This is a genomic window from Pseudoduganella sp. RAF53_2 (genome assembly GCF_052113985.1).
In the GTDB taxonomy this organism is placed as follows: Bacteria; Pseudomonadota; Gammaproteobacteria; order Burkholderiales; family Burkholderiaceae_D; genus Rugamonas.
The window spans coordinates 1-10,577 of record NZ_JBFRDW010000146.1; the positions used below are offsets into that span (position 1 = coordinate 1).

Genomic DNA, 10,577 nt, shown 5'->3' on the forward strand with positions numbered 1-10,577 from the left:
GAATCCGTCGCATGTGATCGCCGGTGTGCACGAGGCGGTGAAGGAGCTGAACGAGCACGTGCTGCCGAAAGATGTGCAGGTGGTGCCTTACCTGGACCGCAGCGGCCTGGTGGACGCCACCGTGCATACGGTCGGCAAGACGCTGATCGAAGGCGTGGTGCTGGTGACCATCGTGCTGGTGCTGTTCCTCGGCAGCCCGCGCGCAGCGCTGATTGCGGCGGTAACGATTCCCGCTTCGCTGCTGGTGGCCTTCATCCTCATGCGCCATTTCCATATTCCGGCTAACCTGCTGTCGCTGGGCGCCATCGACTTCGGTATCATCGTTGACGGCGCGATCTTCGTGCTGGAGAACATCCTGCGCCGCCGCGAAGAACAGAGTGAAGGCCTGATGTCGGGCGAAGATGCGATGAAGGCCACCATCCAGGTGATGCGCCCGACCGTGTTCGGCATGGTCGTCATCATGCTGGCCTACCTGCCGCTGTTCGCCTTCCAGCGCATCGAGTACAAGCTGTTCTCTCCGATGGCCTTTGCAGTCGGCTTTGCGCTGCTGGGYGCATTGCTGATGACGATGACGCTGGTGCCAGGTCTTGCGTTCTGGGCCTTCCACAAGCCACGCAAGATCTTCCACAACAGGCTGCTGGACTGGATGATGCCGCGCTACGACAGCCTGCTGCAAAAGCTGGTTGGCCGCTCCGGCGCCGTGATCGGCATCGCCGTCGCCACGCTGGCCGGCGTCGTCTTCCTTGGCGCCACCATTGGCCGTGACTTCCTGCCGACGCTGGACGAAGGCTCGATCTGGTTGCAGGTCACGCTGCCGCCAGGGATCTCATTGGAAAAAGCGGGCAAGATGGCGGATGCGCTACGCGAAGCGACTCTGAAGGAGCCGCAGGTCGCACACGTGGTGACGCAGCTGGGCCGCAACGATGAGGGCACCGACCCGTTCACGCCTTCGCACATCGAAACCGCCGTGGCCTTGCATCCATATGCTGAATGGCCGTCCGGCATGAGCAAGCAGGACTTGATCRACAAGCTATCGGCGCGGTTCAAGGAACTGCCGGGCACCGACGTTGGCTTCTCGCAGCCCATGATCGATGGCGTGCTGGATAAGCTGGCCGGCGCACACAGCGACCTGGTAGTGAAAGTGTACGGTAACGACTTCCGCGAAACGCGCCAGGTTGCCACCTCCGTGGTCAATCTGCTGAAGACTGTGCCCGGCGCGGAGGACGTGATACTGGACCAGGAACCCCCACTGCCGCAGCTGCGCATCGACGTCGACCGCAATGCCGCGGCACGCCTCGGCATCAATGTGGCGGATGTGATGGCGCTGATCGAAACCGGCATCGGCGGCGCGCCTGTCACGCAAATGTATGTGGATGATCGCAGCTACAACGTGGTCACGCGCTTTGCAGGCGCCACGCGCAACGATCCGGCCGCCATCGGCAACCTGGTGCTGACTGCCGCCAACGGCGCCCACGTGGCGCTGGCCCAGGTGGCGAAGATCCACTTTGCCGAAGGTGAAACGACGATCACGCGCGAGATGAGCCTGCGCCACCTGACCGTGCGTACCAACCTGCGTGGCCGCGACCTGTCATCCTTCCTGGAAGACGCGCAGGGCCGCATCGAGCATGAGATCACTTACGACCACGCGCGCTATCGCATCGTATGGGGCGGCCAGTTCGAGAACCAGCAGCGCGCGGTGGCACGTCTGGCTGCCATCGTTCCGGGCGCGCTGCTGCTGATGTTCGTGCTGCTGTTCGCCGAATTCGGCAACCTGCGCCAGCCTGGCCTGATCCTGCTGGCGGTGCCGCTGTCACTGCTGGGCGGTCTGCTGGCTCTGCATCTGCGCGGCATGACGTTCAACGTGTCGTCAGCGGTGGGCTTCATTGCGCTGTTTGGCGTGGCGGTGCTGAATGCGGTCGTGATGCTGGCGAACCTGAACCGCTGGCGCAAGAAATCCGGCTTGCCGCTGCGCGAAGCGGTGATTGGCGGTGCGCGTGAACGTCTGCGTGCAGTGCTGACCACCGCCACTGTTGCGGCGCTGGGTCTGGTGCCTGCCGCTCTGGCGCATGGCCTGGGCAGCGACGTACAGCGTCCGCTGGCGACCGTGGTGGTGGGTGGGCTGGTGACGGCCACCGCGCTGACGCTGGTGCTGCTGCCGGCCATGTACTACCTGGTGGAAGACCGTGTCGCCCGCCGCAGGGCCGAAGCCAAGGTCGCCCTGGCTGAAGTGGAAGGAGAAAAACCATGATCGCAATTCGTGTGATGTCCGCAGCGGTGGCGCTGGCTCTGGCTGGTTGCGCCGTGGGACCTGACTTCAACCGTCCGGAGGCGCCTGCTGGCGCGCGCTATGCGTCTGAGACGCCGGCGCAGACCGTATCCTCGGCCAGTGCGGCGGGCGTGTCGCAACGCTTTGACGACACGCTGTCCGTGCAGGCGCAATGGTGGACGTTGTTTGGTTCCGATGCGCTGAACCAGCTGGTGGCCGATGCTTTGAAGGCCAACCCGGATTTGCAGGCGGCGGAAGCGGCCTTGCGCGTGGCGCAGGAATCCACCGCTGCGCAGCGTGGCAGCTTCTGGCCGACCGTGGATCTGCAATATCAGCCGACGCGCCAGCGCGTAGCAGATCCGCTGTCCAGTCCAACGGCGTCCGGGACCAATCTGTACACGCTGCATACGGCGCAGCTGAATATTGGCTATGTTCCCGACGTCTTCGGCGGCACGCGCCGCCAGGTGGAAGCCTCGGCCGCGCAGGCTGAAGTAGCGCAATTCCAGCGCCATGCAGCCTGGCTGACGCTGACATCCAATATCGTCGCTGCGGCCATTCAGCAGGCCGCGTTGCAGGCGCAGTTGCAGGCGACACGCGATTTGATTGGCCTGGCGCGCGACCAGCTTGACGTGATTGCGCGCCAGCGCCAGGCAGGCCAGCTTGGCGCGGCCGATGTCGCGGCGCAGGAAGCAGCGCTGGCGCAGCTGGAGGCCGGTGTGCCGGGGCTGGAGAAGCAGTTGTCACAGCAGAAGCATGCCCTGGCCGCGCTGACCGGGCGCTTCCCGGATGCGGAGATCGCGCCGCTGCAGCTGGATGCACTTAAGCTGCCGGACGAACTGCCACTGAGCCTGCCCGCGCAGCTGATTGAGCAGCGTCCGGATATTCGCGCCGCGGAGGCGCAGCTGCACGCGGCCAGTGCGCAGATTGGCGTGGCAACCGCCGCGCGTCTGCCGAATATCTCCTTGACGGCGGCCCTGGGCAGTTCCGCGCTGACCGCTGGCACGCTGTTCAAGTCCGGCACTGGCGAGTGGGGCATCGGCGCCGACCTGGTGCAGCCGATCTTCCGCGGCGGCGCCTTACGTCATCAGCAACGGGCGGCAGAAGCGGCTTAYGATCAGGCGGCGGCGCAATACCGCGCGACCGTGCTGACTGCGTTCCAGAACGTGGCCGATACGCTGTCCGCGATTCAGTCTGATGCGCAGGGCCTGCGTGCTGCTGCGGCAGCCGAGCAGGCAGCGCGCCGGAGCCTGCAGATCGCGCGAAAACAGCAGCAGGTTGGCATGGCCGGCCGTCCGGCAGTGCTGCTGGCGCAGCAGGCCTACCAGCAGAGCGTGATCGCTTTGTCGCAAGCCCGTGCGGCGCGCTACGCGGACACGGTGGCGCTGTATCAGGCGCTGGGTGGTGGCTGGTGGCTTGAGGGCCAGGCCAGCACGCTGCCTGGTCGCTGACGGTGACGCGGTCGAGGGCAGGTGCAGCGGCTTGCGCGCGGCAATGTGCGGCACGTGGCTGGCTTCGGGGCAACGATCATTTGCGTCGCCGCTCGCGGTTGAGCCGCGGGCGGGGTGCCAATGGCGATGGATCAGGCGCCGCCGAAAAAGTCGATGTAGCGCGAGCGCAGCCACTGGATGCGGGTCAGCAGCGCTTGTTCTTCGGGCGAGTGTGCGGGCGTGATCAGGCACGCGGGCAGCTCGCGGCGGGCGTGATGGCCGGCGGACAGGTAATCGGCATACTGGCACAGCACATCGTCCACTTCGGCGCTGCGCTGGCCCGCATGTAGGCAGCTGAGAGCGACCGCCTGAGTGGCCGCGAACAGCGCCTCGGTGCGCGTGGCGTGGGATAGTGTGCCTTCAAACGCTGCTGCCTCCGCCTGCTTGCCCGCTGTGCGCAGGTCCTGCAGGACCGTTCGGCGGTCGCAGGTGCGGAGGATGCGCGCCAGCGTATGCCGCAATTGGTCGGATGCGCGTTCCGGCCACACGTATCGGAACATCACGCCCATCACCACCGTACCAAGCAGAATTCCGACCAGGCGGTCGCGGACAATCGTGACATCCTCGCTCGGCCCGTAACCGTGCAGGATGCACAGGAAGAACGCAAACGCCATCTGCCAGCCGAAATAGGCAATCCGTTCGCCGCCGGTGGAAATCCAGGCGCTCGCCAGCGCGACCGGCGCAATCAGCAACAGCAGACTGCCCAGAGATTCGAGATGCGGCACGATGAACACCGTCGCCAACAAGGCCAGCGCACCGCCAGTCAGCGCGCCCAGTATCCGCTGCGTGGCCTTGTGGACGGTGGCTCCGTTGGTTGTCAGTGCGATCACGGCGCAGGTGACGACGCAGGTGTGGATGCCCGGCCAGTTGAATCCCGTGTAGAGCACATAGCAGAGCATCGCCGCGAAAGTGACCTTCAGCGCGAACTGCATGTAGGCAGGATTGCTGAACGCATCGGCGGCGAARGGCTTTGGCTTGGACGCTGGCGCGGCATCAGCGGCGCCATCGCCTCGCTGGGCAGCGTCCCAGTGCTGCCAGACTTCGGCCATATCGGACTCCATCTCGCCCAGCAGCGAGTCCCGGGTCGCCCCGCCGCCGCTGTAGCGCTCCGCCGGCGTCAGCGCCGGGCCAGGGCTAAGGCCAGTGGCGCGGGCAGAGGCCAGGCCCGGAACGGGGCCTTGGGCAGCGTCGGGGCCTTGAGCAGGGGCGGGGCCTTGGTCAGGGGAGGGGGCGGAAGTGGGGGCGGGTGCGGGGGCGGGCGGAACTGGCGGTGCAGGCCGCTCGGCGGGATTGGCGACGCTACGCGCCATCGAAAGGCAGGCTTCGCGCAGGCGCTGCATGCGTGCCTCCTGCCCGGCCGAGGGAGGGCTGGACGGCAGCGCGGCCAGCATGCAGGCCGCTTCAATCAGCTCGCTCAGCGACGCCAGCGCTGCCCTGTAAGCCGGTACCCGGCGCGCGAAATCGGGATCGCTGCCGGCAAGCTTCATCAGCATGAAGGGCCGCATCGGATCGAGCGCGCGCATGGCGCCGGACGGCAAGGCCGGGCCGCTGCCCGACAATGTGAGATGGGTGGCCACGAAATTCAGGCGGAACAAGGCTTCTTCGCGCAGCAAGGCGACCGGCCGCGCAGGCAAAACCAGTACATTCACCAGAATGACGACCACAATCGAAAACGTCAGCGCAACCCAAAGCCACAGCGTGTCGCGTACCAGCGGTTCGCCGGCAGGATAAAGATCCACTGTCGATTGCGTGATGAGAAAAACAAATCCCAGCCCGAAACCAAGCGCCCCGAGAACGAAGATCCGCGACACATACATGCCTGCCGTGAACAGGATGGTCATCAGCGCCAGGCGCAAGGCCGGCTCATTGACCGTCACGCGGAATACCAGCAGGGACAGCACAATGGCGAGGCTGAACGCCACAATGAGCGCGATGCCCGTCTTGGCCGTCGTCGCCATGTCTTCGCGCGAAACGAAGAACACCATGTAAGCCGCCAGCGCCTGGCTGGGAACCTGCAGCGACATGGAAATACTGACGATGATCAGGCAGGCCAGCACCATGCGCATGGTGGCCTCCATGCGGCCCGGGTAGGGGCGCATCGACTCGCGCAGGAAGGAAAGCAAGGCGCCCGGCGCAGAGCCTTGCGGCTGGTCGCAGGCGTCAGCCGCGCTATTCATTTCGCCTGCCGCTGGCTGCTGTCGGAACTGACCACGGCCACGGCGGACGCGCCAATGCGGAATAAATCCTCAGCCGGCTCGGTCACGCGGATGCGCACCGGGAAGCGCTGCGCCACGTGCACCCAGTTGATCGAGCGGGGTACGCGCGGCAGGCCGCCGGCGCTGCCGCCTTCATCTGGCACTACGCCCCAGCCGACAGATTCGACCACGCCCTTGAATTTGCGGTCCGGGGCGCTCATCAGGTAGAGATTGGCCTGCGAGCCAATATGCATCTGCCCCAGCTCCGTTTCGCGGAAATTCGCGATCACATACCAGTTGCGCGTATCGATCAGCGTGAACAGTGCACGGCCCGCGGCGGCAAATTCGCCGACGGCGATTTTCAGGTCCACGATGCGGCCGTCGAACGGCGCGCGCACCACGGTCTGGTCGGCCAGGAACTCAGCGTGAGCCAAAGCGGCCGCCAGTTCAGCCTTCTGCGCCACCAGCGCCTCGACGCTGCTGACGGAACTCTGTGCGCGCTGCTGGTCAAAACGCGCAGCCTTCAACTCCAGACTGGCCGAATTGGCGGCCGTGCGGGCCAGATCGACCTGCTCCTTGCTGACAAATTCATCCTCCAGCAGCGGTTCCAGGCGCGCCAGCGAAGAACGTTTTTGTGCCGCGTTGTCGGCCGCGCGCGCCACGCTGGCCGCGCTGGCGGATGCGGCATGGGTTTGCGCGTCGACCTGGCGCTGTGTCAGGGCAATCTGGTGTTCCAGCGTGATGGCCTGCGCTTTCAGCTTCTGGACGTCGAGATCGTAGGGCGTGGGATCAATCCTGAACAGCACATCGCCTTTGTGGACAACCGCATTGTCGGTGGCTTTGAGTTCGACGATGCGGCCGGCGACTTGCGAAGCCACGCCGATGGTGTAAGCCTGGGCGTAGGCATCGTCGGTACGGGGCGAATGATTGATGGCGACCAGCGTGTAGCCGATGGCGATCAGTGCCAGCACGGCCACGATGGGAACGATAAGGCGGCGCCGCTTGGCGGCAGGCGGCTGGGAAGCAGGTACGGTATTCATGATGGTCTATCCACGGAACAGAATGATCCACGACAGCGCTGCAAAGAGCAGGGCAAGCATGGGGTAGAGCAGCGGCGGCGCCGGCGATTCGATGACGCCCGTCGCCCCGGCCAGGGCGCGCGCCACCAGCGTGGCGATGATACCCAGCAGGGCGCAGATCATCCAGTCGGGGAAGAAGGCGCCGAAGATGGCGACGCTTGGCGCGAGGCTGCAGCCGCTGCACAGCAGTGGAACGAGCACCAGGGCGGTCTTGAGGTGCATGATGAAGAAATCCTTGTACGAGTGGCCATCATGGCATCGTTGCCCGGAGGTGATCTTCAGCTTTTTTGCTCAGCGTTTTGATGTCTTGCGTATTTTTCCGTGAGATGGGGCCTGGGGCGGGAGATGGCCGATACACTGAAAACGTCTCTGTATCTTTTTCTGCCGCGCGATGTTCCTCCGTACTTCACTCCCGATCCTGGCCGGCGGTCTGCTGGCGCTGTCCTTTACCATGTCCGCCGCTGCCGAGGCTTTGTTTTGCGGTGGCAGCCATGCACCCGATGGCGAGAGCATCTCGCCCGATCGTCCGCAAACACTGCCCGATCTGATCGCGATCGGCATGAAGAATAATGCGGACACCCGAACTTCCTGGCTACAGGCGGAGGATGCTTCGCTCAACCTCGGCATCACGCGCAGCAAATTCGGCCCGATGCTGGCGGCGGAAGCGGTGGCCCTGCACGAGCATTCAGCCTTCCCGCTGCCGAAGAACCTCGATCCCAAAGGTTATTTCAAGTCGAATGCCGAAGGCTTCATCCCGTCGGTGGCGCTGAAATGGCTGGTGTATGACTCTGGCGGCAAGGAGGCGGCGATCGAACAGGCCAGCCAGGCCCTGGCCGGAGCCAGATTCAGCTTCAACGCCACGCACCGCAAGGTCACTATCCAGATCATGCGCCAGTTCTACCACCTGAGTGCCGTGCTGGCCCGGCGCGAAGCGGCCGAAGCTACGCTGCAGAATGCACTGATGGTCGAACAGGTTGCCCAGGCGCGCCGCCAGCGCGGCCTCGGTACGGCGCCGGAAGCGTTGCAGGCGCATGCCGCGGTGGCCGAAGCGCGCCTGCAGGTGGAAGATGCGATCACGGCGGTCGAGGATGGGCGCATGGCGCTGCTGGAAGCAATGGGCCTGCGCCCCGACACGGCGCTGTGCATCCAGGTGCCGGCCGGCGCACCCGAACCGGAAGGCGAGCAGAAAATCGACAAGCTGGTAGAGCAGGCAATTTCCAACCGGCCGGAGGTCCAGGCGGCGATGGCGCAGGTGCGCGCCGGCGAAGCCGCGGTGAACCTGGCGAAGTCCGATTACGGCCCCAAGGTGTTGCTGCACGCTCATGTGGGCGAAAACATCGGCCGCACCAGCTCCAATGGCGGCCCCTGGTCGTCGGTCAATCAGCCGATCTATGGCATTGGCGTCATCTTCCAGCTGCCGCTGTACGACGGCTCCATGCGCAAGAATAATGTGGCGCTGGCACACTCGAAGCAGGAAATCGCGCAGGCCAGGCTGGATAGTGTGAAAAACCAGGTGGTGCACGAAGTCGTCAAGGCGCGGCTGGATCTGACCCTGGCGCGGCGCCGCGTCGAATCGACCCAGGATTTGCTGGCGGCGGCGCAGGAATCCTTCAATTCAACGCTCAAGTCCTACAAACAGGGCTTGTCCACCATGCAGGAGCTGAGCGCCGCCACCGCATCGCTGGCGCGCGCGCAAACCTCGGCCAGCCAGGCCAACACCGATCAGCGCACTGCACGCGCCGTGCTGGCCTTCGCCGCCGGCGATATGCTGGACGTGCTGCCCTGATCTCAGCTGCGTGCGCGGTAGGCGGCCGGCGGCATGCCCGCCAATAGCGCGAAGCGCGTGGTGAAATAGCTCTGGCTCTTGTAGCCGACTTCGAAGGCGATGTCGGAAATCGGCTTGTCCGATTCCARCAGCATGCGCTTGGCAGCGTCGATGCGGCAACGCATGATGCGCTGATGCGGCGATTCGCCGGTGGCCTGCTTGAACAGGCGCGCGAAGTGGAATGGGCTGATGCCGACGTGGCCTGCGATGTCCTGGAAGCCGATGTCGTCATGGAAGTGCTGCTCGATGTATTCCAGTGCGCGGCGCAGTTTATAGCGCGGCAGGCCGCAGGAGGGCGTGTCCGGCGTGGTGGAGTAGTTAAGCAGCAGGTGCTGTCCCAGCACGACCGCTGCCGCTTCGAGATAGGCGCGATCTGGCGGCCCGTGGCGCTGCAGGCGCAGTTCCAGCGTGCGCGCGAAGTACAGCAGGAATGGGTCGACGGTGGCGTAATGGCCAGCCAGCATGAATTCGTTCATCCGGTGCTGTTCCGCCAATGTGCACAGGAAGTCCGCCGCGATCATCACTGTCGTCAGCGCGGCCTGGGCTGTGCCGTGGAAGCTGTGGCATATGCCGGCCGGGATCACGGCAACGTGGCGCTCGCCCAGCGCCACACGTTGCAGCTTGCCCGCCTCGTCGCGGTGGCTTAGTACAAAGCTGGATTCGGTGGTGGGCACGGCAATCGTGTGCGAGGCGAGAGCGTCTTCGCGTTCGCATGAGGGTTCACCGCGGCCTGTGCGTATCCTGATCGTTTCGCTTCGTGCTTCCGTCGGCGAGGGCGCGCCGCATGGCAGGTTTCGATCGTCGGGCATGATGAACTCCTCGCTTGAATGAGTTGCAACAATATCCAGAGAATGGCTGAGCGACAAATGAAGTCTGTTCAGCGCCGGCAGTGAATCCTGTTCACGATGGCGGCATGGCCGCAATGGTTTCCGAAATCAGCCATTTCAGGGCCGGGTCCTGTTCGCTGCGCTCGTGCCAGATCGCTTCCACATTCACTGTCAGTGGATCATAGGGCAGCGACAGCGCCACCACATCTCCCCTTTGGCTGGCGGCATGCACCAGGCTTTGTGGCAGGGTCGCCACCATGTCGGAATGGATGACGGTGGGGATCACGGTCGCAAAGTGCGGCACGGAGACGGCAGCCCGTCCCGCCGTGGTTTCGCCATCCTCGCGCAGCTCCATCAGGAAGCGTTCGATCCATACCCGGCGTGACACGCCGCGATCGTCGAGATAGCCGTGATTCGCCGCGTCGTTGCTGCCCGTGAGTTCGACCACGATGTGCGGGTAGCTCAGCAGCCGCTCGCGCGTCAGCGGGCCTTCGGTCAGCGGATGGCCTTTGCGCACGATCACCGTTTCCCGGTCGCGCCACAGCGTGTGGCGGCGCATGCGTTCGGGCAGCTCGGAAAACCAGCTGAAGGCGAGGTCGATACGGCCATCGTCCAGCTGGCGCACGGTGTCCGGCCGGTTGAATGGGAACACGCGCAAATCCACTTTGGGTGCGCTGCGCGCCAGGCGCGCGGCCAGGTGAGGAATCACGGTCAGGCTGCCGTAATCGGAAGCGGCCAGGCGGAATACGCGCGAAGTGGCAGTCGGATCGAAATGCTTGCGCACCAGCGCGCCGTCGATGCGCTCAAGGCCCGCGCGGATATGCGGCGCCAGTTCCATGGCGCGTGCGGTCGGCGTCATCACACCGTCGGCAGCGACGAACAGGCGATCGGACAGCAC

The 10,577-nt window shown here is 64.9% G+C and carries 8 protein-coding genes; 3 read left to right on the top strand and 5 right to left on the bottom strand.

From position 1 onward, the window contains the following. Positions 1-2,248 (top strand): efflux RND transporter permease subunit (locus AB4Z11_RS11095; RefSeq protein WP_442025306.1); only part of this gene is annotated, 2,248 nt, incomplete at its 5' end. Further along, the gene (locus AB4Z11_RS11100) at positions 2,245-3,714 is read left to right on the top strand and encodes an efflux transporter outer membrane subunit (RefSeq protein WP_442025307.1); all 1,470 of its coding nucleotides are present in this window, start codon (positions 2,245-2,247) and stop codon (positions 3,712-3,714) included. The genes AB4Z11_RS11095 and AB4Z11_RS11100, both read left to right, overlap by 4 nt. A gap of 131 nt (positions 3,715-3,845) precedes the next feature. Here AB4Z11_RS11100 and AB4Z11_RS11105 read toward each other — a convergent pair whose 3' ends face one another. From AB4Z11_RS11105 to AB4Z11_RS11115, 3 genes are read right to left on the bottom strand one after another with little or no spacing between them, the layout of a single operon-like run. Beyond that, positions 3,846-5,930, bottom strand: a complete 2,085-nt coding sequence (locus AB4Z11_RS11105) for an FUSC family protein (RefSeq protein ID WP_442025308.1) — start codon at positions 5,928-5,930, stop codon at positions 3,846-3,848. Then, positions 5,927-6,988 (bottom strand): multidrug transporter subunit MdtN, encoded by a 1,062-nt coding sequence (mdtN, locus tag AB4Z11_RS11110; protein WP_442025309.1) that lies wholly within the window; start codon positions 6,986-6,988, stop codon positions 5,927-5,929. Before mdtN ends, AB4Z11_RS11105 begins: the two co-directional genes overlap by 4 nt. A gap of 6 nt (positions 6,989-6,994) precedes the next feature. Next, positions 6,995-7,249, bottom strand: coding sequence for a YtcA family lipoprotein (locus AB4Z11_RS11115; RefSeq protein ID WP_442025310.1), 255 nt, complete (start codon positions 7,247-7,249; stop codon positions 6,995-6,997). 169 nt (positions 7,250-7,418) lie between these two features. Between AB4Z11_RS11115 and AB4Z11_RS11120 the strand changes: the two genes are divergently transcribed. Then, entirely contained in the window at positions 7,419-8,813 is a 1,395-nt protein-coding gene (locus AB4Z11_RS11120; protein ID WP_442025311.1) for a TolC family protein, read from the top strand. Between the two features lie 2 nt (positions 8,814-8,815). Here the strand turns inward: AB4Z11_RS11120 and AB4Z11_RS11125 are convergent, their stop codons facing one another. Both AB4Z11_RS11125 and AB4Z11_RS11130 read right to left on the bottom strand, forming a co-directional pair. Continuing rightward, positions 8,816-9,661, bottom strand: coding sequence for a helix-turn-helix domain-containing protein (locus AB4Z11_RS11125; protein ID WP_442025312.1), 846 nt, complete (start codon positions 9,659-9,661; stop codon positions 8,816-8,818). Positions 9,662-9,752: 91 nt separating this feature from the next. Next, a partial coding sequence (locus AB4Z11_RS11130; RefSeq protein ID WP_442025313.1) for a LysR substrate-binding domain-containing protein occupies positions 9,753-10,577 on the bottom strand: 825 nt, incomplete at its 5' end.